Source organism: Candidatus Nitrosopelagicus brevis (assembly GCF_000812185.1).
In the GTDB taxonomy this organism is placed as follows: domain Archaea; phylum Thermoproteota; class Nitrososphaeria; order Nitrososphaerales; family Nitrosopumilaceae; genus Nitrosopelagicus; species Nitrosopelagicus brevis.
Map to the genome: position 1 here is coordinate 62,678 of NZ_CP007026.1, position 26,060 is coordinate 88,737.

Here is a 26,060-nt window from a genome sequence, read left to right on the forward strand (position 1 = left end):
CTGTTAATTACTGTAGATCAATCTTATGTATTATGGATGTACACTATACGCCATGATGTGGGAAAATGTAACTCCATTTCAAATGGACAAATTGTGGTCGCAAGTTGTTCATTATTATGTTGATAAAAAGAAAATGTCAAAAGAAGACGCTAACAAAATTGCTGCAGCAGTTGTGAAAAAAGAAATTGAGAAAAATACCTGTCAAAATATATCTTGCAGACATTTAAAATCAAAACATCTTGGAGATAAGCGACAATGTATGATTGTCACCTGTCCGTGTTCAGAATTTGTGAAAAAACAATAATTACATTCTTTTAATTTGAATTAAAAAATTCTTAGAATCATTTTCAATTTCTTTTTTCCTTTCTTTTGACATTTTTTTTAAATTTGAAAATACAGTCCATAGTCTAGGATTTTTCTCCAATTTTTTTTGATTCTTCAAAAAAAAGTTCCAATAAAGATAATTAAATGGACAAGCATCTTCTCCTTCTTTCTTTTTTACATCATACTGACAGTCTTTACAATAATTTGACATTTTGTTGATGTAGTTTCCACTTGCTGCATATGGTTTTGAACCTAATATTCCTCCGTCTGCATATAGTGTCATACCGTGAGTGTTTGGAAGCTCTACCCATTCGTATGCATCGGCATATACTGACAAGTACCATTCACAAACTTCTTTTGGTTTTATTCCTGCAATTAATGCAAAATTTCCTGTAATCATTAGTCGTTGTATGTGATGTGCATATGCTTCTTTGACTGTTTGTCCAATAGAATTTTTCATACAATTCATTTCTGTATTTCCTGTCCAGTAAAATCCTGGAAGTTTATTTTTTGCATTAAAATAATTTGTTTCTGAATATTTTGGCATGGTGTGCCAGTAAATTCCTCTTATGTACTCTCTCCATCCTAAAATTTGTCTTATGAAACCTTCTATAGATTCAACTTTTATCTTCTTTTTTTCTAAGACCCTGCCAAGTACTTGTTTTGGTTGTAACAATCCTATGTTCAAATACATGGATAAAACAGAATGATAGAGAAAACTTTCTTCTTGATCCATCGCATCTTCGTATGGACCAAACATATCTAATCGATTCTTTATGAAGTCATCCAAACTCTTCTTTGCTTGTTCATGTGTAACGGCAAACCAAAAAGGTTCCAAATCCCCAAAATGTTTAGAGAATCTTTTTTTTATTTCTGCAATCACTTGCGTTGTTATATCATCAGGTTTGTGTTGTAATGGTTTTGGTATATCTGGATGATTCTTTGGTAAACTTTTTCTATTTTTTATATCGTAATTCCATTTTCCTCCTTTTGGTTTTCCATCTTTATCTATCAAAATATTATATTTTTTTCTCATCATATGGTAGAATGACTCCATTCGAAGTTCTTTTTTTCCTTCTGTCCATTTTTTGAATTCAGTAATAGTACAAAAAAATCTGTCATCTTCAGATATTTCTACTGATATATTCAGCATCTTCTCCCATTTTTTTATCTCTTGTAATACACGATATTCTCCAGGATGTGTAATTACAATTTTTTTTGGCTTTATTTTTTTACACTGATGTGCAAGCTCTTGTGTAAAATTATCTTGAGATTCACCAATTTTTGAATATATTATAGAATAACCTTTACTTTTCATATCTTTTGCAAAATGTCTCATTGCACTGAAAACTAAAACTAATTTTTTTTTATGATGATTTACATATCTGGCTTCATTTGCAACTTCCATCATGAGAATTTTGTCTTTGTCTTTTCTGAAATTTTTCAAAGATGAGATGTCTTTTGATAACTGATCAGCAAGAATTACACATAAATTCTCAGTCATTTTACTACTAGAACTGGAATCTTACTCTTATTCAGAACATGATTAGAAACACTTCCCATGAACGCAGCCTTTACAGAACCTCTACCTCTTGCTCCCATTATTATTAGATCAATTTTTCTTGAATTATCATTTGCATATTTGACTATACTTGATTTTGCATCACCAACAATAGTTTCCTCTATGAATTTTACATCATATTTCTCACATTTTGTCTTGGCAGAATGAAAAGTAATTTCCATCAATCTATTTTGTTCAGCATTAAACAATTCACCATACTTTATAGAATTAACAGATGTAGGTTTTACATACAAACCAACAATTGTTCTTTTTGCATCATTTGCTAGATCAACTGCCATTTCAATTCCTCTTTCTGAATTTTTTGATCCATCTAACGGAACAAGGATTCTTTTTATACTCATTAACCCATTTTGTTAATTACAAAATAAAAGGTACGAGAACTTAGGTATGTGCTAGTAACCATTTCTAAAATTATATTGTTCTAACCAGATCTCAAACTGGTAAGCTAATTATTTGATAATTACAAATTGTCTGTATTGTCACAAAAATCTTCATTTTCTAAATTAAAAAACATGAAAATACTCTTAGCAGTAGTCGGTATTGCAGCAATTCTTGCAGCATTAGATGTGGTGGAATTTTACATGCCAATGGAATTTGATGATATGTCTGTAAATAGACATTCTCTATACGTACATCTAGATCCAGTTTGGGCAAGTTACCCATCAAATATTGTTTTTGATGTAACATCCACATGGAATAAATCAAACGCTACTATGGATGAATCACAAAAATATGTTCCATTTGATGAAACTATTCCTGAAAATTATGGAAAAAATGAATTAGATACAATGCATGACAAATCATTTGTTCGTTTATCACACCAAAATAATCAATGTCAATATAATTTCCAACCTCATCATTATCGTTCAACTGTAGATGTGATTAGACAAAATATTGAAGTTGCAATGGGTTTACAATTAACAAATGATCCCTACAATATTCAATTTCCAAATGTAAAAAATACTTCATATTCTGATTCTGATCAAGAATCAAAATTACCTACTGCATTTGCCCATTTCATTCCAATATGTATGATTAATGATATTTCTAATTTTGATTACAGTATTAGAATTGATGATAAAACAATTGGCGCCAATCTCTATTTTGTACCTTCAATATCTGAATTTAATAGCTATAAAGAAACTGGAACCTTCTTTTATTATACTGAATCTGGATGTTTTGCTAAAAATCTAATCAGTCATTCAGGAACGTGTTCTAATGTCTCTAAAGATAGTGGAATAATGATTATCATACCTGATGATATTAGTCGTTCACTTGTAAAAACTACTGTAAACATATACGAAAAATCAGTTTAATTCCATTAGCAATTGATTTATGCAACAAAGTGTATAATGGCACATGGCAGAGGCAAGCGCTGCTGCTTATGGAGCAGCAATAGGTGTAGCAATTGCAATGGCTGTAGTATGCTTTGCACTAAGAGGCAGAGGTCATCCAGAAGATCCGGAATAAAAAATTACTACAATAACGTATGAAATTTTCTTAATGTAAATTAGTTTGAATATTTTTTTTGTAATCTTTTCCATTCATTTTTTGCCCACGTTAATTCTGCAAGTTTACCTGACTTAACTTTTGAAACATAACTCCAATACTTTGATTTTTTTACAAACTGTTGTTTTTCCCATCTTGCATTTTTTCCAGCATTTGGTGCATCATTCACATTTGCTAAAATATCTGCAATTTTTACAAGCTTTGCTTTAGAATTAGATGATTTCAAATCCTTTGCATATTTTATTTCTCTTTGTTTTTTTGGTAAACGATTATCTTTTGTAACTGATACTACAATCTCTGCCACATTTTTACCAAATCTGTCTTTTATAGCATCAAAATCTGTATCGGTGTCTTCTATTGTATCATGTAACCATCCAGCACAAATAATATCTACATTTGTTACTTTCATCTTTTTCAAATTTTTTACTACATCTTTGAGATGAGAAAATGTTGTTGTTTTACCATTTTTTCTTAATTGGCCTGCATGTTTTCTCTTGGCAAAACTTCTTGCATTGGCGATATTTGACACAATCTTATTTTACTTTATCATGTTAAAAAATCATCTATATTGTATTACTGAATTTATAATTCATGGGTAATCTGTTAAAGGCAATGTCGATGATGCTTATCTCTGTAATCGGTATTGGTATTGTTGCATACTCCATCTCTATCACTCCTCCTGATACCTCAGTAGATTGTGAAGAACAAATCTGTACCACCGGAATTATTGCTCAGGTAGTTGATGGTGATACTGTAAAATTCCTCTCAGACGAAGGTCAAGAAATTAGAATTAGACTTGCACTTGTAAATGCACCAGAACTCACAGAGCCTGGTGGTGATGAATCAAAATTATTTGTAGAATCACAATGTTCTGCAGGAAGTGAATCTGTTTTCATTTTAGATAGAGGACAAAAACCCTCCTTTGGAAGAGAAGTTGGTCTTGTATTTTGTAGTGAAACATCACTTAATGAATTACTTGTAGAAAATAATCACGGTGAACTTGATCCACGATTTTGTGATAGAAGTGAATTTGGTGGATTAGATTGGGCCTTAAAGTACGGCTGTGAATAATTATCCTAAAAATTCTTTGAATGAACTTGGAAAAATAATATCATGATATGCATGTGGAACCATTTTTCTATTCATTAAGAGCAATTCATGTGCTGCCGAATCAAGAACATATGTGTCGGCCCAGTCACCATAATCTCTAATTGATCTTCCAAATCCTTGTAACAACTTCATTATTGCTTGTGCTTTATACCACAGCGGATATTTTTGCATCTTTATTTTAGTTCTAGTTTCAGATAACATTGGATACGGTGCTTTAGCTACAATCTGAAATCTTGACATGTCTTCTTTTAGATCAACACCTTCCCAAAGTGATGATGACAGTAAAACTCCATTTGCACTCTCTGCATGTTCCTGTACAACCTGATCTTGTGTTTTCCCATTTGCATTAAAGCTATGACAAATACGAATTCTCTTTTTATTTTCTGCAGAAAGATTTTCTAAAATTTCAAAACATCTTGATTTTGATGATGTTAAGATTAACCCTTTCTTATCACTATATTTTGTCATTATCTCATCAATTTTTTTTATAACTAGTTGTTCATCATCTCTAGTTGAATTATAGCTAAGACGTTTGACATCTGTAAACTCTACTTTTCTATTTTCAATTGGAAATGGGGATACTTGTGTGTCGACAATCTCTACCATTTCAGGATTAAATCCTGTATTTTCACAAAAACTTTCTTTGTCTATAGTAGCAGACATGAAAATTTGAATTGGGTGATCAAAAAATGTACTAACATATTTTGAAATGTCTAATGGTTTTACTGATAGTGATCTGAACTTTCCTCCTTCATCATAATATGGTTTGTTTAAGATGAAGTTTTCTTTGTTTGAATAAATCTCAGAACGTGCTTCGGCATACTTTTTGTATTTATTTTCTAATGTTTGAACTACTTCGTAGTCAGGATTTTGTGCAAATGCACTACTATCTTCTAATTCACTAATTTGTCTTGCATATGATTCGGATAACCCATCAGATAATTTCATAACATCGTCAATATCTTGTAAATCATAATTTTCTACATCAATTTTACATTCATTGAGATTCCTTTCAAAAATATCAATTCCTACAAACTGAATTATCTGATCTTCAATTCTATGTGCTTCATCAAAAATTGCAACTTTTTTGTTCAGATATTCAGCATATTTCTCTTTTTGATATTTCATCATTTGAAAATATGAAGCATAATTCCATATTGAATGAGATGAGACTAGACTCTGATACTTTTGTAAATAGTATAAGCAATCATCTTGCTTTATTTTTCCTTCTGCAACATCAGAAAGTTTTGGTTTATAGTTACATTCTTTTTTTGTTTTTTTATCAAAACATGTTCCCATATCACATGTCCATTTATTTTGAACAGCAAAATCTTTCTCTGTTAAATCAATTCCATGTTTTTCCATCATCTTATGACATGCAAAATTTGGCATTCCTTTGTTTGGTTTGAACCATGGCATGTCTTTGGTATATTGATCCTGAAGATGTTTTGATGCAGTTACAACAAATGAGCTTCCAAAGTATCCGGCAACACTTGCAGCGATTAATGATTTCCCAATACCTGTTGGTGCTGAAAGCAACACGACTTTTGCACCAGAATTGATCTTTTCTTGAATCTCTTCTATGAGCTTTTCTTGTAGTGGTCTTGGAGTAAACTCCTTTGGAAATGATTTAAGAATTGTACTTTGAGATGACATTTTATAAAAAAATTTCTAAACTACTAAAGTTAAATCTATTTCAGCTATCTTGATTAACCGTTTGTAAATAATACTGACTATGATTACAGATGCTTCTACTCTAAAATCATTAAATGATTACATATCACGTAGGATTCAAGAAGTTCCATTAGAGATCAAAGAGACATTTTTAGAAACTAAAAAGGTCTGGAAGTGTGAAAATGAGCTTGATTTTCTTTATGGGTATTATGTAGGTAAAATTGAAGAGGCTACACTACATTATTTATTAAAATCTACTCGTGCATCCGCTGGTGGTTATGTGGATACTTTTGAAATTAGAGGTATAATTGAAGAGCACAGAGATGCATTGCAAAATGCAATTAAAACTGGATTAAAATAATATTATATTTTTTTAGATTAAACGATTATACTAAATTATCTTAATTCTAAATTATCATATGTCTGAAATAGAAACAATTCAACTGGCACCAGATTTTTCAATATGCAGAATTTTAAATGGAATGTGGCAGGTAGCTGGCGGACATGGGGAAATTGATCATGATTCAGCTATATCACAAATGTTAGAATATAATGAAAATGGATTCAACACTTGGGACATGGCAGACATCTATGGACCAGCTGAATCATTTTACGGAGATTTTAGAAATGAAATAGAAAATAAGAAAGGAAAAAATGAACTAGAAAAAATTCAAGGCTTTACAAAATTTGTTCCTAACCCTGGACCTATGACTCGATCAATCGTTGAACATTACATAGATCAATCAATGAGAAAAATGAATGTAGATGTAATTGATGTAATTCAATTTCATTGGTGGGATTATAATGATGCAAACTATATTGATGCATTACATCAATTAACAAAACTTCGTGATGATGGTAAGATTTCCCATCTTGCATTAACTAATTTTGATACAGAAAGAATACAGATAATGGTTGACAATGGAATACAATTAATCTCAAATCAGGTTCAATATTCAATAATTGATCAACGTCCTAATGTCAAAATGGCATCATTTTGTAAAAATCATAATATGAAAATTTTAGCATATGGAACTTTGCTTGGTGGATTACTTACTGAAAAATATCTTGGGGGTCCAAAACCAACACAGACAGATCTTGATACGTACAGTCTTCAAAAGTATATGAACATGATTGATGCATGGGGAGGTTGGGGATTATTCCAAGAATTACTTGTTGTCTTAGACGAGATTGCAAAAAAGCATAATGTACAAATTCCTAATGTTGCAACACGTTTTGTTTTAGATAGACCTGCAGTTGCAGGCACAATAATTGGTTCTAGATTAGGGTTATCTGATCATATTGAACAAAATTCTAAAACATTTTCACTACAATTACAAAATGATGACTATGAAAAGATAAAGTCTGTCACATCAAAGGCAAATGATCTTTTTGAATCAATTGGTGATTGTGGTGGAGAATATAGATAATTATTATTCTTTTTCTGCAATTCTGTATCTTAGATATCTATCATCTGGAGAAAATTTTGCAGGATGTACACTTTTTGTAGATTTATCACATTTTTTACAAGTTTCTTTTAATGTATATTCTCCACATTCAGTACATTTTCTTAATTGAAAACGCATTATCCTTCACCAGTTTTTATTGATTCTTCTCTTGTAAAATTATAAACTCCACTTTGTTTTTTCACATTCTTTTCAATTTTCTCTAAAATTGGTTTTAGAGATTTCTCAGCAGTTTTAAAATCTTGAGAAACTAAACTTAGTCTATATTTTGGTGCACCCAAATATGTTATCTCTATTTTTGCATCTTCAGTATTTTCTGCATCTTTTAGTGTTTTTTGTATTAGTTCAACTCCGTTGGATTGATTATTTGAAATTTCTAAAATACCTCTTAATTCAACTGATGGAAGTTTCATTTTTGAACAAATATCTTCAATAGTTGTTATGACCTTCTTTTGTAATTTCAAATCTTCTATCTCACCACTTCCTTTTATGGCGATATTCAACATTGCATCATAAACTGAATCATATTTTGACAAAAATTTATCCTCTAAATCTTCTATCTGTTTTGTAGTAAGTTTTGATTTTTCTTGAATGTTCTTTAAAATTCCTTGTTCTTTTTCAAATCTCTTAACATCCAGAAGTTTCTTTTTTCTTTGATCCTTTGAAATTTGTTTTAATGATAAATCAATTTCTTTTCTACCGCGTTCAACTTTTTTTACTAGTAATACTTTCTTCTCTCCTTCTCTGACATACTTGTTTACTTTACGTACCCATCCTGGAGCAATTTCTGAAACATGTAGAAATCCCTGAATTTTGTTATATTCATCTAGTGTAACATATGCACCATGATCACTAATTTTTGTTACTGTTGCAATTACAATCTCACCAGTTTCTGGTAATTCTTGTGTGTCTGATACCATTTCTATTTTTTCTCCATCTACTAAGGTTAAAAATCAATTCCTTTCTTTGCCTTTATTCCTGATTTGAATGGATGTTTAATCTCCTTCATCTCTGTAACTAAATCTGCTAACTCAACAATTTCTTCTTTCACGTCTCTTCCTGTTAATACAAGATCAAGATCAGAAGGTTTCTCTTTAATTATTTTAATTATTTCTTGTACATCTATCAAGCCCAAAGTTATTGCATAATTTACCTCATCAAGTATAATCACATCATATTTCTCTGAAAAAATTTTTTCTCTACAAATTCTTACTGCTTCTGCAGCATATTTTTCATGTTCTTCTCTCGGACTATTATCATCTAATATTCCAACGAATCCTTTTCCTACTGCAATTAATTCAAAATTTGGTTCTAATTTCTTTGAAGAATCCATTTCTCCATAATGCCAAGATCCTTTGATGAATTGTAACATGCATACTTTGTGGTCATACCCAATTGCTCTTAATGCCATACCTAATGCTGCGGTAGTTTTGCCTTTTCCATTTCCTGTGTAAACAATTACTAATCCTTTTTCACTCATATCTACACAAAGAAATCATCTAGTAAAAACATTGTAAATATTCAATTAAATCCATTTAAATAAAAAACAAGATTAACAAAAGAAATTGAGAGTTCCAAGATTAGTAATTGCAGGTTCCACTAGTGGTGTTGGGAAAACATCGATTACAAGTGCAATCATTTACGGTTTAAAAAAAAGAGGTTTTTCAGTACAACCATTCAAAGTTGGTCCAGATTACATTGATCCAAGTTACTTGAGTTCTATTTCAAAAACTGAAACTAAAAATTTGGATGTCTGGTTAATGGGACAACAAGAATTAATTCAAAGCTTTACAAGAAATTCTAGCTCTGATATTTCAATTATTGAAGGTGTAATGGGTTATTACGATGGTTTTGGTGGAAACTCAAATCTTGCAAGTACTCATCATGTTGCAACATTATTGAAATCTCCTGTAATCTTAATTCTTGATGCAAGTAAAACATCTCGTTCAATTGCCGCAACTGCATTAGGATTTACTAAATTTCATAAAAATTCAAGAATTTCAGGAATTATTTTAAATAAAATTGGAAGTAAAAAGCACGAAAATTTGTGTCGAAGTGCACTTGCTAGTCTAAAAATCCCAATAATTGGTGTCATACCAAAAAATCCATCAGTTAATTTGGAATCAAGACATTTAGGGTTAATTCCTGTAAGAGAACAAAAACAACTTCATAATAAAATTAAACAACTTTCAAAAGAAATTTCTGATTATCTTGACTTTGATCTAATTGAAAAAATTTGTAAAGCAACATCTTCTTTAGAAAAAATTAAACCTGTTAAACCAAAAAAACCAAAAATTTCTATTGCTATTGCTCTTGATAACTCATTTAATTTCTATTATCATGATAATATTGAAGCCTTAAGACGTGAAGGTGCAAAAATAAAATTTTTCAGTCCAATTAGTGATAAGAAAATACCAAATTGTGATTTGATTTATCTTGGAGGCGGGTTTCCTGAAATTTTAGCATCATCTTTAGAAAAGAACTCATCGATGAAGAAATCTATCAAAAATAATGCTGAAGATGGAACGCCAATTTATGCTGAATGTGGAGGTCTCATGTATCTAACAAATTCTATTACGTATGGACATAAAAAATCAAAAATGGTGGGATTGTTTGATGTAGATACTATGATGACAAAAAAAATGACATTGAATTATACTGAAGGAAAAATTAATTCAAATTGTTTAATATCTAAACCCCGTAACTTTCGTGCGCATGAATTTCATTACTCAAAAATAATTAATGTACCAAAAGACTCAAAATTTCTTTATGATCTAAAAATTGGTGAGGGTATATCTTCACATAAGGATGCATTAACTGAATATAATACTGTGGCATCATACTGTCATCTTTATTTTGATAGTGCAAAATTTGCTTCAAATTTAATTAAAAATACTTTTGAGATTTAGTTAATTCCTTGTCTTAACAATTTGTATAATGCATTAATTATTGCAGATGCACAAGGACTGCCTCCTTTACGACCAATATTTGTAATAAATGGAATATCAGTTTTGGATAATTCATCTTTTGATTCAACTGCAGAAACAAAACCTACTGGTATGCCTACTACTAGTGCTGGTTTTACTAATCCTTCTCTAACCATTTCCATTACTTCTAAAAGTGCAGTTGGCGCATTACCTACAACAACAACTCCTCCATCAATTTCTTTTTCAGCTACTCTCATAGACATTTGTGCTCTTGTTTTTCCTGCTTTTTTTGCAGATTCCATTAAGGATGGATCTGAAATATTACAAATCAAGTTATTTCCAAAATCTTTTGGATTTTGTTTATTCATTAATCCGATAACTCCATTTACATCTGTAACAATACTGCATCCATTTTTCAGTGCATTAATTCCATTTGAAATTGCATCCTTATGAAATAGTAATTTATTTTCTCGGGCAAAATCAAAATCTGCAGTTGAATGAATTATTCTTCTAACAATTGGCCATTCCATCTCGTTAAATGTATGTGAACCAATTTCACTTTCAATGATCTGCATACTTTCATCTTCTATCTCTTGTCCTTTCCTAGTTTGCATTTTCTACCTCTCTTGCTCTTTCTAAAATTAAATCAATCATCTTCTCATCTGTACCCAAGTGTTTAGTAACAAATACTTTGTTTAAATTTGCATTATCTAAAGCTGGTAAAAGATCATTGTTAACATCTATTTTCACATGGGCACCTTCGTGTAAAAAGTAAAAAACAATAATCAAAACTTCTGGATTATTTTTTTTACATGCTTGTATTCCTTCTTCTATTGTAGGTCCTTCAATTTCCAAATAACACCTACTCACATTTCTATAAGATGGCTTTAGCTCATCTACGACATAATCAATTGATATTCCTGAATTTGGATCTTTACTTCCATGTCCAATAATTAGAACATCCACGTTTTCTTTTGGTGTGTCAATTGAATTCTCTTTTAATGTGGTAGTTACTCTATTATCGACTAATTCTACTAATTTTTTATGCATAGTCATTGGTTTTGTAACTAGAAATTTGATCTTTGTATCTTTTTGATATTTCATTGCATCTGCTACTGCAATTTTCACTTTTCTTCCTGGATACAGGAAATATGGAACAATTGTCATTTGTTCCACGTCTTTTTTTAAACACGTATCCATTCCATCTTCAATGAATGGAGGAACAACTTCTAAAAAGCAAAATTCTGTAAAATCATAATTTCCTTTTTCTTTTACTTTTTCACAAATCATTTCGAGCTCTTCTCCAGCTTCTCTTTCTCTACTTCCTCTATCGATTATCATTAATCCTCTTTTCATTTTATTATCCTCGCTATGGCTACTGTAAGATTAGGAGGGAATTTTTGTTTTTCAACTATCAATTCACCTTGTGATGATTTTATTGCAGCAGCTTCAGACACACTTGCTGTTCCTTCAAATGCTTGAACTGTTTTTGAAGGATTTGGTGCACTAATTGTTGCTAATTCTTCTCTATCTATGTATTCTACTGGTATGTTCATCTCTTTTCCCAATTCAATTAATCCTATGACATCTTTGTCTTTTTTAATAGATACAAACCTAGCTATTTTATTTTGTTTTAATCCATATTTTTCCAATGTTTCATTTACTCCATTCAAAATAGTTTCTTTAGGTGTATCCCAATGCAATCCTATTCCTATTACTAAATCTGGAACTCTATACACGACAGAATTTTTTAACACGTCTTCATCTTTTATTTCATCGTTTGTAATGATCAAATATCCTTTTGAATCTGAATTCTTCAAATCTAGTACATTTGAAAAAAATGTAATGTTTTCTGGCATCTTTCCTTTCCACCATTCTTTTTGCCCTGCATTTTGAAAAACTCCAATCTGTTCTTTATTGACCATAAATGCACTAATTCTAGTTACATTACTATCATCATGAATCTTCCAACCAAATTCTTTTCCAACAAGGTCAACAGCTATAGTTTTGTTAACATCTGCTGCTGTTGTTATTACCGAAGTAGCTCCCATTTTTTCAGCAATCTCATTTGAAAGCTCATTTGCACCTCCTAAATGTCCTGACAACACACTGATGACAAAATTTGCATTATCATCAATTACAATTACTGCAGGATCTGTTTTCTTATCTTTGATATGGGGTGCAAGTAATCTGATTACTGCGCCTAAAGAAAATAAACAAATTATTCCATCATTTTCTTTGAACAAATTGACAATTTTTTGGGTAGTTGATTCATCATACCATTGAATTTTTTCATTATTATCTGAAAATTTTATTGGTGCAAATATCTCAAAATCTGAAAAATATCCTTTTAATTTTAAACCTATTTCTATTCCATTTTTTGTGATTGCTAAAACAGCTATTTTCTTCATAATATTAAAAATTCTGAATTAATTAAATGCCTTACTATATTTCTAAAGTGTCTCTATATCCATTTTTGTTCTGGATAACACTTTACCATCAAAATCAAATAATATTACTTCAACTGGAATCTTTCCTTCTGAATGTTGCATCATTTGTTTACATGTTTCATTTGTAATTTGATCAAAAAATCCATCTACTTTGTCTTCCATAATGATCTCTTGAACATTCCTAGCAGTATTTGCACCTAGAATTTTACTAATAGTCTCTGATTTTGCATTACATCTTTTTGCAAGTTCAGAAAGAAATCTCATGTCTACTTTACCACCTTTTACGTGAGTCTGTTTCACACCTGCTGCCATTTTTGCTAATTTACCAATAAATCCTGCAACATATGCTTTTTTCAATTCTTTTCTTGCACATTGTTTAATTGTATAACCTGAAAAATCTCCCATTTGAATAAATGAATGATCTGGTAATTCTATAATCTCTCTTGCAAAGTCTTCACTTCTTCCTCCAGTTGTTAAAACAACATAGTCATCATTCATAGAACTTACAACCGCAATCTGTTGTCGTATTGCAGCGGCAAACGATGCAGTTGAATATGGAATTACAATTCCACTTGTTCCTAGAATAGAAATTCCCCCCATTATTCCAATTCTTGGATTATCAGTTTTTGTTCCAAGTTCTTTTCCTTTAGGTACTGAAACTGTAACCTTAATTCCATTTTTTTCAAGTAGTTCATTACCAACTTCTTTTACATTTTCTAAAATCATTTTTTTTGGCGTAGGATTTATTGCAGCACTACCTATTTCCAATCCTAATCCTGGTTTGGTAACTCGTCCGACACCCTCTCCTCCATCAATTTCTATCTCACCAATTTTATCTGTTAATTCTACATCTACAAAAATTTCTGCACCATGTGTAACATCCGGATCATCTCCACCATCTTTTATTACAGAACATTTTGCTGAATTTTTTGTAAATTGGCATGAGTTAATTTGAATATCTAATCTTGTACGTTTTGGCAATATGATATCTATTTTTTCAATTTCCTTTTGATTAATTATTGATAAAACTCCTGCCTTTGACGATGCTGTAGCACAACTTCCCGTTGTAAATCCTGTACGTAATTTTTTTTTATTTTCAGTATTTGTATCCACGGAAAATTTTTAATTTTTTATGTAATAACTTTTGTTAAAAATGGAGAATTTCATTGAGAATAATCCATAATGTAACAACACCTAATCCCCCATAAAGTAACAAATGCGTTGTTTTTTGTGATATCGGTTTTTCTCTATTATGTGTCTCTTGATTAAAATCTCCTCCAAATTGTTGATTTTCCCGTCTCAATTCCTCAAAACTAAATCTCATTTCATCTCCCATTTTTTCTCCTTGCGCTTTCCAAAAATTTTGATAATCTTCTCCTGAAACTTGTTCATCCTTGTTTGATTGATTTTTTCTATGAGATTTTAGATATTGATATGCTTCTGTTATTTCTTTGAATTTTTTTCCAGAATTACTTTCTGGGTTTTTATCTGGATGATACTTTAATGATAATTTTCTATACGCTTGCTTAATCTCTTTATGACTAGAATCTTTGGTCACTCCTAAAATTTCCCTGCATTCTTCCGCATTTTTACTGAACTTGACATGGATCTTTGTTGTCATGTATATTCTCTGGATATCTTTAAAATAAAATATTTTATCATTTTAGTATGAATAAACAACTTACCGATCATGTGGTTATATCTGGTGCTCGAGGTTTTGTGGGGAAAAATCTAAAAAAATTTCTTGCTAAAAACAATATACATACTATTCCAATTTCTCGTCAAAATTTTAAAAACAGTAAATTTCCATCATTAAAAAAAGCATCTCATTTTATTCATCTTGCAGGAGTTGGTTCTGAATCAGTTGATCAGGACTCATTTGTAAAAGTCAATGTTGAATTAACTAAAACTGTGATAAGTCTCTGTAAAAAGAATAATATCAAAAACATTTTTTATTTTAGCGGTCTTGGTGTTTCTAAAAACTCACGTTCATCTTATTTTATTTCTAAATTTAATGCTGAACAATTAATTAAAAAATCTGGTCTTAGATATACAATATTTCGACCTTCTTATATTCTTGGCAGTGATGATTATCTTACAAAAAACATCTCAAAACAAATACTGAAAAAACAAATTCTCATACCTGGTTCTGGAAAATTTCTTCTCCAACCAATTTCTATTGATGATGTTTGTAAGTGTATAACAGTAGGATTACATTCATCAAAATTTTCAAATAAAATAATTGATTTGGTAGGACCGCGAAAAATAACCTTTCAAAAATTAGTCACGAAATCTGTATCTTCTAAAATAAAAATTAAAAAAATAAATCTTGAATCAGCATATAAAAGTGCACTAAATGATATTAGTTTTGCATACGGCGTTGAGGATCTTAACATACTAGTTGGTAATTATGTTGGAAATCATAAAAAATTACAAAATTTATGTAATTTCAAATTTCAAAAAATTGAATCATTAAATGCCTGATTCTTCTTTTAATTTCTGAGCCTTATCTGTTTTTTCCCAGTTAAATTCTGGCTCATTTCTACCAAAATGACCGTATGCTGCAGTTTTTTTGTAAATTGGCCTTTTCAAATCCAGCTGTTCTACAATTCCTGCTGGTCTCATATCGAAATTATTATTCACCAACTCTTCGATTTTATCCTCTGAAATTTTATTTGTACCAAATGTATTTACCATTAAAGAAACTGGTTCTGCAACTCCGATTGCATATGCAACTTGTACTTCACATCTGTCGGCTAAACCTGCAGCAACAATATTTTTTGCAACATATCTGCACATGTAACATGCTGATCTATCTACTTTTGATGGATCTTTTCCTGAAAATGCTCCGCCACCATGTCGACCCATTCCTCCATAACTATCAACAATAATTTTTCTTCCAGTTAAACCAGCATCGCCATGTGGTCCACCAATCTCAAATTTACCGGTTGGGTTTACATGAATCTTAATGTTCTCATTCCAAAGATCTCCACAGACTGGTTTGATAACATGTTCAATTAATTGTGATGAAATCTCTTCGTTTGTTATTTCTGGGGAATGTTGTGTAGAAAGAACAATTGCTTCAATTGCTTTCGGTTTATCATCTTCATATCTGATTGATACCTGGGATTTTCCATCAGGTCTTGCCCATGGCAATTGATTATTTTTTCTAACATCTGTTAATTTTTTTGTTAATTTATGAGCCAAAAGGATTGGTAATGGCATTAGCTCTTCTGTTTCATTACTTGCATATCCAAACATTAAGCCTTGATCTCCTGCACCTTGTTCTTTTTCATCAGTTCCGGTGACTCCTTGAGAAATATGTGGGCTTTGCGGATCTAATTTTACCATTACTTCGCAAGAGTGTGAATCAAATTTCAAGTCTGGATTATCATAACCAATTTCTGTAATTGTTTTTCGGATAACACTTTCAATATCAAAACTTGCTTTTGATGTAACTTCTCCTGCAACACCTACAAAATCAGTTGTTGTCATAGTCTCTACTGCAACTCTTGAATTTGGATCACCTTTTAGATACTCATCTAAAATTGAATCTGATATCATATCACATACTTTGTCTGGATGACCTTCAGTAACAGATTCAGATGTAAATAGATAATTTTTTGTCATTTTTTAAAATTAGATTTCGTCTTCTAATTTTATGAATAGTACGTTATTGCCTCTTAGAATTGCTCTGGCAAATTTGCCTACTGTTTTACCATCAACTAATTCTTCAGCCTCGGTCATAATCAAATTCATGTAAGAATCAACATTTTTCATTTTACCTTTATACTCTACTTCATTTTTTAGTCTGACTATCACAGTTTTCTTTACATTCTTTTGTAAAGTTGTAAGTGGTCTTTTAGCAGCTGTAGTTTGTGACATAAATTTTCTCTTGTGATGAATCGATTTTATAGAGAATATAAAGTCTTGCTTAGATTATGAAGAACTTTTTATTTTTATTTTTATTACTTTCTATATGATATCTTCACAGATCGGTTCATTAGATAAAATTTTTTCAGGAGGACTACAAAATGGAATAATTACCGAAATCTCTGGTTTACGAGGAACTGGAAAAACTCAACTTGCATTACAATTTGCAATTGAACCATTAAGCAATAATAAAAAAATTTTATTCATTGATACCACTGTCGAATTCAGACCTGAAAGATTTCTTCAAATGTTACAATCTCGAAATCTTCCTGCATCATTACTTGAAAATTTACATGTTTCACGGGTTACTGATACTCATAAACAAATTGAAATTCTAAAAACTCTAGACAAAAATTATTTTTCGTTACTAATTATAGATAACATAACTGATTTATTTGCATTTGAGTATTCAAAAAAAGAACATCTAATTGAAAAAAATACTAATTTTGGTAATTATATGATTAATCTTTCTCAAATAACTCAATCAGAAGATATCCCAATCATAATCACAAATCAAATCTTTTCGCATGATGAAATAAATTATCAGCGAATGCATGCTCAACTTGAAAATTACATACATCAAAAAATCTATCTTGAAAAAATCAATAATAAAAACACCTGCACGATTTCATCACCATTTATTCAAAATACAAAATTTAATTATAAAATGACAGATTCTGGAATAGAAGAAACTGAATCTATTTAACATCGATTGAATAAATTACCATATGGCAGATATCTTTGATTCTATTTCAACCATTACTGTAATTTTGTTAGCATTAGGTATTGCTGGTGTGATGATTTATGAACGAACTAGAATTAGACAAGAAAAACAACAAGATACTTGATCCTACAATTTCAAAAAAATTCAAGTCTATTGGATTTGAAGAACTAACTGAAATTCAAAAAGAAGCAATTCCTGAAATTTTAGAAGAAAAAAATTGCCTGATTATTGCACCTACTGGATCTGGTAAAACTGAATGTGCAACGATACCAATATTTTCTAAATTAAAAACTAGAAAAGTTTCAAAAAAAATAAAAGCACTTTACATAACCCCATTACGAGCATTAAATCGAGATGTTTTCAAAAGAATAATCAATTATGCTGAGAATGAAAATTTAAAAATTGAAATTAGACATGGTGATACTTCTCAAGCAAATAGAAAACGAATTGCAGATAATCCCCCGGATATTTTGATTACAACACCTGAAACACTTGTAAATTTACTTTCACAGAAAAAACATCTAGATGCATTATCTGATTTAGAATGGGTAATTATTGATGAAGTACATGAATTACTTGCAAGTGAAAGAGGTTCTCAATTATGCCTTAGTCTTGAACGTTTACAAATCAAATCAAAAAATCAAATTCATAGAATAGGATTATCTGCAACAGTTGGTAATCCTGAAGAGGCTGGACGTTTTTTAGTTGGTACAGACAGAAAATTTCAATTAATACATGATACATCTCTAAGAAATTATGATGTAGATGTTGTATTTGTTGACGGTATAATGGATGATGTAGCAGTTAAAATTATTGAATATATCAAAAAAGAACAAATTACTTCACCTGTTTTATTATTTACAAATTCACGAGGCGAATCTGAGAGATTATCTTCTATTTTGAAACAAAAAACATCAATCAATGTTGAATTACATCATGGTTCTCTTTCAAGACAAGTTAGAGAAGAAACAGAAGACATGCTTCGAGATGGAAAATCTGGTATTGTTGTTTGTACATCATCATTAGAATTAGGACTTGATATTGGTTCTGTGGAATTAGTTATTCATTATGGATCACCACGGCAAGTTTCAAAATTCATGCAAAGAATTGGAAGAAGTAAACATGATCGAGGAGACTCTGCTAGAGGATTAATCATTACTGAAAATGCTGATGATGAGTTTGAAATTCAAGCAATAATTGAACGAATTAAGGAAGGATCAATTGAAGAACAAAAGATACATCATGGATCTTTGGATGTTCTTGCTCACCATTTAGTTGGATTGTCCATGCAAGTTGGAAATGTTCCTATTGAAGCTGCACTGAAATTAACAAAACTTGCATATCCATTTCGAGATATATCACTTGAGGAATTTTTTGATGTTTTAGAGATTCTTGCATTACGTGATTTAATAATTTTTAATGATGATAAAACTGAATACAAGAAAAATACTGCATTCTTTGCGACAAAATACCATTTTCAAAACCTGTCCACCATCCCAGATATTTTAAAATTCAAAGTTGTTGATACTATTGAAAATAAATTCATTGGTACACTAGACCAGAGATTTGTAGGTGATCTTGATAAGGACCAAATTTTTGTTTTACGTGGTTCTCAATGGAGAGTTTTAAACATAGATGAAAAATCATTCAAAATCAATGTTTTACCTATTAGATCTTCTCAAGAAATTCCAGTTCCCAAATGGGAAGGAGTAAACATACCTGTTGATTTTAAAACTGCTAACAAAGTTGGAGCTTTTAGAACCAAAGTTCAAAATGGTTCATTAAAAATGATGAACAATATTATTTCAAATCTAGATTTTCCCAAAGTACCTGATGAAAAAACAATTGTAATAGAATCACACCGCCTTCCACAAAAAAGTGTATTAATTTTACATTCCTGCTTTGGTACAAAAATAAATTCAACATTAAAAGTTATTTTAGAAACATTGTTAGATGCCTCATTAGCTTCTAGAGTTAAATCTAGCTCTGATGCTTATAGAATTCTTTTATCAGTTGAATCAAGATTTACAAAAAAACACATTACTGATGTTTTTCTTTCTGATTTTGATATTAATGAAATAATGTCTGTTGCATTAAAGGGAAAAAATGATGTAACTTGGAAAACATTCTGTGTTGGGAAGAAATTTGGTTTTTACGATAGAAGTGATGTTTATGTAAAAAATGAAATTCGATATGATTTTGAACGAAATATTGACACACCTCTTGTAAAAGAGGCATTTAGGGAATTATTTCATGAAAAATTTGATCTAGAAGGTACTCAAAGAATTATTGACCTAATTAAAGAAAATAAAATACAGGTTGAATGGGTTGATGTTGATAAATTTTCAAAACTAGCAGAACCGGTATTAGACCAAACCGTAATGTCATATACAAATCCTGCAAATATAGACAAAGAAATGTTATTGAAGGTAAAAACACGTCTTATGCAAACAAAACAACGACTAATTTGTGTTCGATGTGGGTTATGGCAACAAGTTATGACCCCAAATCAAACACATCCGCTCAGATGTAAATACTGTAAAGGCCAACAAATCACATGTACTTACGAATACGACCATGAACTTGTAAAAATAATACAAAAAAAACATCAAGGAAAAAAATTAACTCCTGACGAAAACAAAAATTTTCAAAAAGCATGGAAGGTTTCATCATTATTATCTAGTTTTGGAAAGACAGCTTTGATAGTTATGGCTGCTTATGGTGTTGGTCCTGATACTGGAGCCCGAATTTTAAAAAATAGGGTAGAAGGTGATGATGATTATTTAATAAAACAAATAATCATTGCAGAGAAAACCTACACATTGACAAGAGGATTTTGGAAAGACTAGTTTTTCTTTATTATCTTTGAATAAGGTGTTAACACTAAATCTAATTTACCTTCTAACCCTGGTCGTGCATTAACACCTAAAATTGTAATTATATCTCCCAGTGTGTAACTATCCATCAAGTCTGCTTGTTGCCTCCATCCTTTAATCCAAACTTGCCCACTATCATCTTCAACAAACATTTCAGACAATTGTATATTTTCTCCACTTTTGGTTTGAATGTCTTTTCGTTCAGGTGCTTTTAGAACAATTGCTTCGACTGAATAATCATTACCTTCACTAACCTCTGTAATTTTTGTTCTAATCTCTGCAACAGTTGGAACAGTTTCATCATCAATTTTTCTAACAAATGAATCTTGATCAATTTGTATCGTGTTTCCAAAAATCTTTGACGGCATACATTCTAAAATATCGTCTTTAGCAAAACTGCCTATTGTATTTGCAACATCTGTAATTCTAACCAATTTCTTTGATTTGTCTATGGCTAAACCTGTTGTGTTTCCAGCTTGATCCTTTTCAATTGCTAACAATCTTACTATTGTTGGTTGAATCTCTGTATCTCCTTCTACATTGATTATTGTTGCATCATTTCCATGAATTTCTAAACCTTGCATTCCAGTTTTTGTTCTTACTCCAAACAACTTGACTTTGGCATCTTGACCTATCACTTTTGGAAGAATTGATTCATCTTTTCCCCAGAGAACTACATTGACCAAATTCTTATTTTCTCCTTTCAATCTAAACTTCAAGGCTTTTGAAGGTTGACCTTTTGAATTTGTAAACTCAAGTAAACTCATTGCACTACCTAATGTTCCTGAAACAATCAAGTCTCTTTGATCATCCTTAATCTCGCTTACATCTGTAATTTTTGAATCAATTGAGACAATATCACTTTCTGATTGTGATGTTTCTATTGATGCACCTGAACCAATGTTTATTGTAGGTGCTCCGGTTAAATCAGATTTTACATATGCCTTGATGATTTTAATTAAATCTCCTGGTTTCAATTCTTCTAATCCAGGGAGATTTGCTTTTTCATCCCAAAGCTTTACACTTGCAGTTGAGTTATTATCATAAACCGTAATTGTCCTTAAAGAAAATGAAGAACCATCTTTTTTTGTAAACTGTTTTGTAGGAGAAATATTCAATACACGACTTTCTAAAGTTACTTCTTTTGCCCCAATGTAGAGGTCCTTTATAGCTACTTCTGCATTTTGTGTTTGTTCTAGTGATACGCCTAAATCTGCTGCAACTAGGAAAATCGCTCCTTGGTCTGTTAGGTATCCTGCGCCCACTTTTTCTTTCTTCTCGTTAATTCTCTCTTCAATTACCGATCTTGATAATTCAGGAACTTTTTCCAATAATTTTGATATTAATTCTTCAAATTCAGACAATTACAATCATCACAAAGAGATTGTTAATAAAATTATCATTAAATACATTAGTAGTTCGTTTAAAGATCTACTGTGCTCTGTATTGAAACTAGCAATCTAACAAAAAAATATGGTTCATCATTGGCAGTTGATGGAATAAGTCTTGAAATTAAATCCGGTCAAGTTTTTGGATTTTTAGGTCCAAACGGTGCAGGAAAATCTACAGTTATCAAACTTCTAACTACTCTTATGCCTCCAACTAAGGGAAAATTATCTGTTTTAGGAATAGATGCAGCAAAATCTCCATTAGAAATACGAAGAAAAATTGGTGTTGTTTTGCAACAACCTAGCTATGAAATGACATTATCTGTTGAAAATTCACTAGACAAGTATGGAATGATGTGGGATGTTGACAAAAAAACAAGAAAACAACGAACTGAGGAATTACTAACTTCATTTGGTCTACAAGATATCAGAAAAAAGAAAAATGATGATCTATCAATTGGTCAACGAAGAAGAGTTCAGGTAGCCAGAGAATTTATGCATGATATGGAATTATTATTCTTAGATGAACCAACTGTTGGTTTAGACCCTAGCGCAAGAAGAGATCTACTTGATTTTCTCAAAAAACAAGTTCAAAAAACTGGTTTAACCATATTTTATACAACACATGTACTTTCTGAAGCAGAATATCTTTGTGATAATATTGCAATCATAAACAAAGGAAAAATCTTAGCTGTTGATTCACCAAATGAATTAAAAAATAGATTTGGACGTGAAAAAACTATTAAAATTAATCTCACAAAAACCTCTAATTCGATAACTGATTTACTTTCAGGCATACCTGATTGTAAAATTGAACTTGAACCTGAACCAACTATAACCATCAATTCATCAAATTCAGAAGTTGTACTGATGAACGTTTTGAAAATTCTAAATCAAAATAATATAACAATTAATGATCTTTCTGCAATTCCTACGAATTTGGAAGAAATATTTCTTAAAGTTGTGAGTGATTCTAATGAACCCAATAATTAGACTCGTTTATAGAAATCTAACAATTTCTATTAATCCTGGTTTTATAATTTGGCAAATTCTATTTCCGTTAATCTACATATTTGTTGCCGGATTTGCATATACCTCCTTAATAGAAAATGTTCCATTTGGAAATAAAGATCTTAGTTATCCTGCATTTCTAGCATCTGGTATGATAGGATTCAACATAATGAATAGTACATTGATTTCTGGGATAATTATCTGGAATGATAGAAGACATGGTATGTTTGAACAAATTATGTCTGGTCCATACACACGTTCTGATTACATACTAAGTAATATTGTTACAATTGGAATCATTGGCTTAGTCAGTGCTGGTTTAATCACAGCTGTTGGGTATCCTGTATTTTTTGAATCAGTTGACTTTTCTATCGTTACCATTCCTCTGCTAATATTTGCATCAGTGGTTGGTGCAATTTTATTTGGATCAATTGCATCTATAATCTCAACAAGATTACGTTCAAGTGAAGGATTTAATGTAATCATTAACACAGTCTTTCTATTTTTTGCATTTGCAAGTACCGCATTTTATCCTGCACAAGGTGCACCACAACCGCTTGCAACTGCATTTTACATTAATCCACTTTCTTATCTTGTAGATATCGTACGAGCTGGAATATTTGGACAAATTACTGATTTCGTAATTATGGAAATGATATTTCTGATCGTCTTAGCCTCAGTCTTGTTTGTCATTGCAACGAAATTATTGACAAAATTAGATTTTTAAAAATAGTATAGCCCAGCCCGGACTCGAACCGAGGTCAAAGGCTCCAAGGGCCCCTATGCTTGCCGCTACACTACTGGGCTTCTAAATAAAAAATAATTTACCCCTATAATATTATTTTATAATGTCCTTATTGTTTTTAAAAGAACTTGATATGGGTCTTCAAATGATGCAACTAGTTTTCTAGCATTCTGCTTTCTTTTATTAATAATATTGATATTATTTAATGATTGAAAAACTTCTTTTGAGATCCTATTTGGACTTTCACTTCGAATAATTATTTTATTTTTTACTAGAAATTCTTCAATTCTATTTGGCACTGAATTCATTGAAATAGTTGGAATTCCTAATAATCCTGCTTCTGCAGTCATTGTACCTCCTGACCCGACAAAGCAATTTACACTGTCCAACAAACCCTTTCCACTAACTGGTTTTGAAAAAATAAAGACATCTTTTCCAAAAACTCTCTTTACTTCATTACTCTGTTCTTTGTATCTTGATAAAACAATTTTTTTCTCATCAGGAAACTTTTCAATAATTTTCTCAATAATTTTTATGGTTTTACTTTCTTTCTTAATGTATGCAGCCTCAGATTCTTCAGGACGAATTAAGATAGTTTTTTTAACATTTGATTTTCTTTTCCTTGTTTTTCTATAATTTTTTATTATTACACCTGCATCGATTGCTCTATACTGTATGATGTTTCTTGAGTTTATTCCAAATTCTTTAAAATCTTTCTTTGGAATTATCCATGGTGTTAATAATTTCGTTACATAAGGAAGTGATAATTTCATTACTGCTTTGGCTTGCGGTGAATCAGAAAATGCAATATGTGGAATTCCCAAACCAAATGCAATCCTGGATGCTTCTGGAGAACAAAAACTAATGAGTAAATCTGGTCTATTTGTCTCAATTTTCTTCGTCAATAATTCAGTTCGTTTCAAACTTGCAAGTAATTTGTCTACGCTATCTTTCCCTCCATGTTTTCCAATGATAATTGGATTTATTGAACCAAATTTTCTGATTCCATTTACTTGATCATATTTCCTAGAAGTTGAAACAATTTTGTGTTGTTTTCTAAGTTTTTGTATAAAATATTCAAAAAACAAGTATTGTTTTGGTGTTAGAATGTCAAACCAGATCTTCAAGTATTACCACTTAATGGATAACTGCAATAAGTATTTCTTAGTCTTGATATTATAGTCCTTAATGGCAACAAAAGTTGTAATTTATGGATTAAGTACTGAAGGTTATTCTCTTGCATGTCAAATTGCTCTAAATGGTGGTGATGTTCAAATCATTGATGAATCTACTCCATCAGCAATATCTATAAAACAAGATATTGCAAAATCATATCCTTCTGTTCAAGCATTAAAAGACGATGAACCGTTACTTGCTATGACTTCAATTGATGCAGCAATATCTAAAGCACAAGTACTAGTCTTTGCACCACGAATTAGGAAAACTGGTCAAGATATCAAAATTGAGATAAATTCAAAATTCAAAGATGCTGTTTCAAATATAAAAAAAGGCTGTAATGTTGTTTATGGATTAGGCACTGGCTTTGGTGGAAATTCTGAAAATATTTCATTATTAGAGCATGTCACTGGGTTGAAGGTAGGAAAAAATATTTCATATTACTATTATCCTTTATCAAAAGAATCCACAATAAAACCGTACATTGGTTCATCAAATTCAAAAGAAAATGAAACTTTAAAAAAATTATTAACTAATGAAAAAAAATTCAATTTCTTATCATTAAATTCAGCAGAATATTTTCATGCTATAGATATCTTAAAACAATTTTCTAGTCAAACAAGCATACTTGAAGTTTGTAAATTTGCAAAGGATTCTGTAACTAAATCCGACTTAAACTCAGAAAAATTAGGAGAACTCTATCTTGATGATTTTATTGATGGTTTGTTTGATTTAAGATCTTTAAGCAGTTCATTTGAAGGTGCAAGTAGCTTAATGTATCTAATTAATGGTAGTATGAAAGGATTGGATGGTTATATCAAAAGATTAATTGATGAAACCAGATTAATCCTAAAGAAAAATGAATTAAAAGCAAGCAGAACAAAAATTTTACTCTTATGGACTTTAGATCAACATGAAATGAAGGGAGAAAAAATTGAAAAGCTCTTGGAATTAGAAACTAAACTAAAAGATTACATCGGTGATGTTGAATCAATCAGTCAACCCGTAGATATTTTCCAAAATGATAAAACTACAATTATTGTTGTTTGTTCAAAACGTGATTTTGATTATATTATGAAAAATAATAAGGATGATGAACTAATTATACTGAAAGCTAACCCATTATGTCAATTAATATCACAAAAATAATATGTTCAAAAATTAA

28 protein-coding genes and 1 tRNA gene are annotated in these 26,060 nt (G+C 30.7%); 12 read left to right on the forward strand and 17 right to left on the reverse strand.

Translation table 11 applies throughout. The annotated features are described in order from the left end of the window. The first annotated feature begins 25 nt into the window (after window positions 1-25). A complete protein-coding gene (locus T478_RS00375) occupies window positions 26-304 on the forward strand; it encodes a hypothetical protein (protein WP_146150879.1) in 279 nt (92 codons plus the stop codon). On the opposite strand, the gene T478_RS00380 is transcribed toward T478_RS00375, so the two are convergent. Continuing rightward, window positions 305-1,828: a cryptochrome/photolyase family protein gene (locus tag T478_RS00380; RefSeq protein WP_048104322.1), complete on the reverse strand. Its 1,524-nt coding sequence runs from the start codon at window positions 1,826-1,828 to the stop codon at window positions 305-307. It abuts the gene before it with no gap. Further along, complete coding sequence (locus tag T478_RS00385; protein ID WP_048104323.1) at window positions 1,825-2,247, reverse strand: universal stress protein; 423 nt, start codon at window positions 2,245-2,247, stop codon at window positions 1,825-1,827. Before T478_RS00385 ends, T478_RS00380 begins: the two co-directional genes overlap by 4 nt. A 135-nt stretch (window positions 2,248-2,382) precedes the next feature. Here T478_RS00385 and T478_RS00390 point away from each other — a divergent pair, with 135 nt between their 5' ends. Next, on the forward strand, window positions 2,383-3,222 hold the full coding sequence (locus tag T478_RS00390) for a hypothetical protein (RefSeq protein WP_052433796.1): 840 nt from the start codon (window positions 2,383-2,385) through the stop codon (window positions 3,220-3,222). A gap of 194 nt (window positions 3,223-3,416) precedes the next feature. Here T478_RS00390 and T478_RS00395 read toward each other — a convergent pair whose 3' ends face one another. After that, complete coding sequence (locus T478_RS00395) at window positions 3,417-3,944, reverse strand: HD domain-containing protein (RefSeq protein ID WP_052433797.1); 528 nt, start codon at window positions 3,942-3,944, stop codon at window positions 3,417-3,419. A gap of 62 nt (window positions 3,945-4,006) precedes the next feature. On the opposite strand from T478_RS00395, the gene T478_RS00400 reads away from it, so the two are divergent. Continuing rightward, the gene (locus tag T478_RS00400; RefSeq protein WP_082008708.1) at window positions 4,007-4,486 is read left to right on the forward strand and encodes a thermonuclease family protein; all 480 of its coding nucleotides are present in this window, start codon (window positions 4,007-4,009) and stop codon (window positions 4,484-4,486) included. On the opposite strand, the gene T478_RS00405 is transcribed toward T478_RS00400, so the two are convergent. Next, window positions 4,487-6,181 carry a helicase C-terminal domain-containing protein gene (locus T478_RS00405; protein WP_082008709.1) on the reverse strand — a complete coding sequence of 565 codons (1,695 nt, stop codon included), beginning with the start codon at window positions 6,179-6,181 and terminating at the stop codon, window positions 4,487-4,489. A 79-nt stretch (window positions 6,182-6,260) separates the two neighbouring features. Here T478_RS00405 and T478_RS00410 point away from each other — a divergent pair, with 79 nt between their 5' ends. Then, window positions 6,261-6,560 (forward strand): hypothetical protein, encoded by a 300-nt coding sequence (locus T478_RS00410; protein WP_048104324.1) that lies wholly within the window; start codon window positions 6,261-6,263, stop codon window positions 6,558-6,560. Window positions 6,561-6,618: 58 nt separating this feature from the next. Continuing rightward, a complete protein-coding gene (locus T478_RS00415; RefSeq protein WP_048104325.1) occupies window positions 6,619-7,629 on the forward strand; it encodes an aldo/keto reductase in 1,011 nt (336 codons plus the stop codon). Between the two features lie 3 nt (window positions 7,630-7,632). On the opposite strand, the gene T478_RS00420 is transcribed toward T478_RS00415, so the two are convergent. From T478_RS00420 to cobO, 3 genes are read right to left on the reverse strand one after another with little or no spacing between them, the layout of a single operon-like run. Continuing rightward, a complete protein-coding gene (locus T478_RS00420; protein WP_048104326.1) occupies window positions 7,633-7,785 on the reverse strand; it encodes an RNA-protein complex protein Nop10 in 153 nt (50 codons plus the stop codon). Beyond that, window positions 7,785-8,585 carry a translation initiation factor IF-2 subunit alpha gene (locus tag T478_RS00425; RefSeq protein ID WP_048104327.1) on the reverse strand — a complete coding sequence of 267 codons (801 nt, stop codon included), beginning with the start codon at window positions 8,583-8,585 and terminating at the stop codon, window positions 7,785-7,787. Before T478_RS00425 ends, T478_RS00420 begins: the two co-directional genes overlap by 1 nt. Window positions 8,586-8,611: 26 nt before the next feature. Continuing rightward, on the reverse strand, window positions 8,612-9,145 hold the full coding sequence (gene cobO, locus T478_RS00430; RefSeq protein ID WP_048104328.1) for a cob(I)yrinic acid a,c-diamide adenosyltransferase: 534 nt from the start codon (window positions 9,143-9,145) through the stop codon (window positions 8,612-8,614). An 85-nt stretch (window positions 9,146-9,230) separates the two neighbouring features. Here cobO and T478_RS00435 point away from each other — a divergent pair, with 85 nt between their 5' ends. After that, window positions 9,231-10,574, forward strand: a complete 1,344-nt coding sequence (locus T478_RS00435) for a cobyrinic acid a,c-diamide synthase CobB (protein ID WP_048104329.1) — start codon at window positions 9,231-9,233, stop codon at window positions 10,572-10,574. Here T478_RS00435 and T478_RS00440 read toward each other — a convergent pair. Genes T478_RS00440 through T478_RS07425 form a run of 5 tightly spaced genes read right to left on the reverse strand, consistent with a single transcriptional unit; the run spans window position 10,571 to window position 14,663 of the window. Continuing rightward, window positions 10,571-11,206, reverse strand: a complete 636-nt coding sequence (locus tag T478_RS00440; RefSeq protein WP_048104330.1) for a precorrin-8X methylmutase — start codon at window positions 11,204-11,206, stop codon at window positions 10,571-10,573. The genes T478_RS00435 and T478_RS00440 overlap by 4 nt on opposite strands. After that, the gene (locus T478_RS00445) at window positions 11,196-11,948 is read right to left on the reverse strand and encodes a sirohydrochlorin chelatase (protein ID WP_048104331.1); all 753 of its coding nucleotides are present in this window, start codon (window positions 11,946-11,948) and stop codon (window positions 11,196-11,198) included. The genes T478_RS00440 and T478_RS00445 overlap by 11 nt, the downstream gene beginning before the upstream one ends. Next, on the reverse strand, window positions 11,945-13,003 hold the full coding sequence (locus tag T478_RS00450) for a cobalt-precorrin 5A hydrolase (protein ID WP_048104332.1): 1,059 nt from the start codon (window positions 13,001-13,003) through the stop codon (window positions 11,945-11,947). The genes T478_RS00445 and T478_RS00450 overlap by 4 nt, the downstream gene beginning before the upstream one ends. A gap of 42 nt (window positions 13,004-13,045) precedes the next feature. Then, window positions 13,046-14,155, reverse strand: a complete 1,110-nt coding sequence (locus T478_RS00455) for a cobalt-precorrin-5B (C(1))-methyltransferase (protein WP_048104333.1) — start codon at window positions 14,153-14,155, stop codon at window positions 13,046-13,048. Window positions 14,156-14,189: 34 nt separating this feature from the next. After that, the gene (locus T478_RS07425; protein WP_082008710.1) at window positions 14,190-14,663 is read right to left on the reverse strand and encodes a DnaJ domain-containing protein; all 474 of its coding nucleotides are present in this window, start codon (window positions 14,661-14,663) and stop codon (window positions 14,190-14,192) included. A 47-nt stretch (window positions 14,664-14,710) separates the two neighbouring features. Here T478_RS07425 and T478_RS00465 point away from each other — a divergent pair, with 47 nt between their 5' ends. Then, window positions 14,711-15,526 (forward strand): SDR family oxidoreductase, encoded by an 816-nt coding sequence (locus T478_RS00465; RefSeq protein WP_048104334.1) that lies wholly within the window; start codon window positions 14,711-14,713, stop codon window positions 15,524-15,526. Here the strand turns inward: T478_RS00465 and metK are convergent. Together metK and T478_RS00475 are read right to left on the reverse strand one after the other, a co-directional pair. Continuing rightward, the gene (gene metK / locus T478_RS00470; protein ID WP_048104335.1) at window positions 15,515-16,672 is read right to left on the reverse strand and encodes a methionine adenosyltransferase; all 1,158 of its coding nucleotides are present in this window, start codon (window positions 16,670-16,672) and stop codon (window positions 15,515-15,517) included. The two genes, T478_RS00465 and metK, sit on opposite strands and share 12 nt — an antisense overlap. Window positions 16,673-16,681: 9 nt before the next feature. After that, window positions 16,682-16,927, reverse strand: a complete 246-nt coding sequence (locus tag T478_RS00475; protein ID WP_048104336.1) for a U6 snRNA-associated Sm-like protein LSm6 — start codon at window positions 16,925-16,927, stop codon at window positions 16,682-16,684. Window positions 16,928-17,021: 94 nt separating this feature from the next. Here T478_RS00475 and T478_RS00480 point away from each other — a divergent pair, with 94 nt between their 5' ends. Together T478_RS00480 and T478_RS00485 are read left to right on the forward strand one after the other, a co-directional pair. Then, window positions 17,022-17,681: an ATPase domain-containing protein gene (locus T478_RS00480; RefSeq protein WP_048104337.1), complete on the forward strand. Its 660-nt coding sequence runs from the start codon at window positions 17,022-17,024 to the stop codon at window positions 17,679-17,681. A gap of 98 nt (window positions 17,682-17,779) precedes the next feature. Continuing rightward, window positions 17,780-20,548 carry a DEAD/DEAH box helicase gene (locus T478_RS00485; protein ID WP_107734685.1) on the forward strand — a complete coding sequence of 923 codons (2,769 nt, stop codon included), beginning with the start codon at window positions 17,780-17,782 and terminating at the stop codon, window positions 20,546-20,548. Here the strand turns inward: T478_RS00485 and T478_RS00490 are convergent. Further along, window positions 20,545-21,939 (reverse strand): single-stranded DNA-binding protein, encoded by a 1,395-nt coding sequence (locus tag T478_RS00490; RefSeq protein WP_048104338.1) that lies wholly within the window; start codon window positions 21,937-21,939, stop codon window positions 20,545-20,547. The genes T478_RS00485 and T478_RS00490 overlap by 4 nt on opposite strands. A 72-nt stretch (window positions 21,940-22,011) precedes the next feature. Here T478_RS00490 and T478_RS00495 point away from each other — a divergent pair, with 72 nt between their 5' ends. Continuing rightward, window positions 22,012-22,956, forward strand: a complete 945-nt coding sequence (locus T478_RS00495) for an ABC transporter ATP-binding protein (protein WP_048104340.1) — start codon at window positions 22,012-22,014, stop codon at window positions 22,954-22,956. Continuing rightward, a complete protein-coding gene (locus tag T478_RS00500; RefSeq protein ID WP_048104342.1) occupies window positions 22,940-23,701 on the forward strand; it encodes an ABC transporter permease in 762 nt (253 codons plus the stop codon). The genes T478_RS00495 and T478_RS00500 overlap by 17 nt, the downstream gene beginning before the upstream one ends. 8 nt (window positions 23,702-23,709) lie before the next feature. Here the strand turns inward: T478_RS00500 and T478_RS00505 are convergent. Further along, window positions 23,710-23,781 (reverse strand) — tRNA-Gln (locus T478_RS00505). Between the two features lie 36 nt (window positions 23,782-23,817). Further along, entirely contained in the window at window positions 23,818-24,846 is a 1,029-nt protein-coding gene (locus T478_RS00510; protein ID WP_048104344.1) for a DUF354 domain-containing protein, read from the reverse strand. Window positions 24,847-24,907: 61 nt separating this feature from the next. Between T478_RS00510 and T478_RS00515 the strand changes: the two genes are divergently transcribed. Beyond that, on the forward strand, window positions 24,908-26,044 hold the full coding sequence (locus tag T478_RS00515) for a hypothetical protein (protein WP_048104346.1): 1,137 nt from the start codon (window positions 24,908-24,910) through the stop codon (window positions 26,042-26,044). Window positions 26,045-26,060 lie beyond the last annotated feature (16 nt).

Excerpts from the sequence above, each read along its gene's own strand:
- T478_RS00420 (WP_048104326.1), bottom strand. The coding sequence starts at position 7,785 with ATGCGTTTTCAATTAAGAAAATGTACTGAATGTGGAGAATATACATTA.
- T478_RS00415 (WP_048104325.1), top strand. The coding sequence starts at position 6,619 with ATGTCTGAAATAGAAACAATTCAACTGGCACCAGATTTTTCAATATGC.
- T478_RS00410 (WP_048104324.1), top strand. The coding sequence starts at position 6,261 with ATGATTACAGATGCTTCTACTCTAAAATCATTAAATGATTACATATCA.
- T478_RS00450 (WP_048104332.1), bottom strand. The coding sequence starts at position 13,003 with ATGAAGAAAATAGCTGTTTTAGCAATCACAAAAAATGGAATAGAAATA.
- T478_RS00440 (WP_048104330.1), bottom strand. The coding sequence starts at position 11,206 with ATGCAAACTAGGAAAGGACAAGAGATAGAAGATGAAAGTATGCAGATC.
- T478_RS00475 (WP_048104336.1), bottom strand. The coding sequence starts at position 16,927 with ATGTCACAAACTACAGCTGCTAAAAGACCACTTACAACTTTACAAAAG.
- T478_RS00380 (WP_048104322.1), bottom strand. The coding sequence starts at position 1,828 with ATGACTGAGAATTTATGTGTAATTCTTGCTGATCAGTTATCAAAAGAC.
- T478_RS07425 (WP_082008710.1), bottom strand. The coding sequence starts at position 14,663 with ATGACAACAAAGATCCATGTCAAGTTCAGTAAAAATGCGGAAGAATGC.
- T478_RS00465 (WP_048104334.1), top strand. The coding sequence starts at position 14,711 with ATGAATAAACAACTTACCGATCATGTGGTTATATCTGGTGCTCGAGGT.
- cobO (WP_048104328.1), bottom strand. The coding sequence starts at position 9,145 with ATGAGTGAAAAAGGATTAGTAATTGTTTACACAGGAAATGGAAAAGGC.
- T478_RS00480 (WP_048104337.1), top strand. The coding sequence starts at position 17,022 with ATGATATCTTCACAGATCGGTTCATTAGATAAAATTTTTTCAGGAGGA.
- T478_RS00500 (WP_048104342.1), top strand. The coding sequence starts at position 22,940 with ATGAACCCAATAATTAGACTCGTTTATAGAAATCTAACAATTTCTATT.
- T478_RS00515 (WP_048104346.1), top strand. The coding sequence starts at position 24,908 with ATGGCAACAAAAGTTGTAATTTATGGATTAAGTACTGAAGGTTATTCT.
- T478_RS00375 (WP_146150879.1), top strand. The coding sequence starts at position 26 with ATGTATTATGGATGTACACTATACGCCATGATGTGGGAAAATGTAACT.
- T478_RS00400 (WP_082008708.1), top strand. The coding sequence starts at position 4,007 with ATGGGTAATCTGTTAAAGGCAATGTCGATGATGCTTATCTCTGTAATC.
- T478_RS00445 (WP_048104331.1), bottom strand. The coding sequence starts at position 11,948 with ATGAAAAGAGGATTAATGATAATCGATAGAGGAAGTAGAGAAAGAGAA.
- T478_RS00485 (WP_107734685.1), top strand. The coding sequence starts at position 17,780 with ATGAACGAACTAGAATTAGACAAGAAAAACAACAAGATACTTGATCCT.
- T478_RS00425 (WP_048104327.1), bottom strand. The coding sequence starts at position 8,585 with ATGGTATCAGACACACAAGAATTACCAGAAACTGGTGAGATTGTAATT.
- T478_RS00405 (WP_082008709.1), bottom strand. The coding sequence starts at position 6,181 with ATGTCATCTCAAAGTACAATTCTTAAATCATTTCCAAAGGAGTTTACT.
- T478_RS00385 (WP_048104323.1), bottom strand. The coding sequence starts at position 2,247 with ATGAGTATAAAAAGAATCCTTGTTCCGTTAGATGGATCAAAAAATTCA.
- metK (WP_048104335.1), bottom strand. The coding sequence starts at position 16,672 with ATGACAAAAAATTATCTATTTACATCTGAATCTGTTACTGAAGGTCAT.